Annotated in this window: 1 protein-coding gene; it reads right to left on the bottom strand. The window is 53.2% G+C overall.

Features of this window, described 5'->3' with window-relative positions:
* Nucleotides 1–363 (bottom strand): hypothetical protein (locus E1189_RS01845; RefSeq protein ID WP_155158380.1); only part of this gene is annotated, 363 nt, incomplete at its 3' end.
* Nucleotides 364–825: the final 462 nt, after the last annotated feature.

The following is an 825-nucleotide window of genomic DNA, read 5'->3' as shown; positions in this document are numbered from 1 at the left end:
GCCCAATGCAAGGGAAAGCGGAACACTACCTGTCCCTGTGGCATCACCTTCGATTCGGTCAGTCAGCTTTACTCTCACCGCCTGGGCAGCAAAGACGCTCAGTGCAGGGGGAAGCGGAACACCACCTGCCCCTGCGGCGCCATCTTCGATTCGGTCAACCAGCTTAAAGCCCACCGTCAGAGCAGCAGTGATGCCCGGTGCAAGGGAAGGCAAAACACCACCTGCCCCTGTGGCCTCATCTTTAGTACAGTCAGTCGGCTTAATGCTCACCGCCAGAGCAGTGGCGCCAAGTGTAAGAGGAAGCAGAACACTGCCTGCCTGTGCGGCGCCACTTTCGATACGGTCAGCCTGCTTAACTCTCATCGCCGGAGTAGCAGCGACACCCGATGCAAGGAGAAACGGATTAAAAAGAAATAAGACGGGATGTAAAAAGAACCGCTATCTTACTCTAGCCTTTCGTGTCTGGGTTGAATCAGATGTTATGCTCGCTGCAAAAGCTGGCGAATGCCTCATACCTTTGGTGTATCCTGACCGTTGCTCCCACTATTGTTGTTGATGCGAGTACAGATAAACAGGTGAGTAGCTGGACGCTTGTTGTGCCAACAGGTGAAGGGGAGGCCGATATTTTCAACAGGCCGTATCCGCACGTCATTACCTGTCGTTAAGCCTTTAGACGACACGTTCTGTGTATTGAATCCAGAAAATAGCCTGCTTTGCCAGGGGGTTGGGAGTCCATCCAGAATCAGGCTGTCACGTCAGGACAAGGAAACCTTTAGCCTGATGGCTGAGAGCTCGACTTGCTCCGCAACTCCCATCAAAGTTGAC

It is taken from the genome of Parendozoicomonas verongulae, assembly GCF_009711465.1.
Taxonomy (GTDB): Bacteria; Pseudomonadota; Gammaproteobacteria; order Pseudomonadales; family Endozoicomonadaceae; genus Sansalvadorimonas; species Sansalvadorimonas verongulae.
Note: the sequence above shows the minus strand (reverse complement) of the source record. Positions and strands in the feature narration are given on the sequence as shown.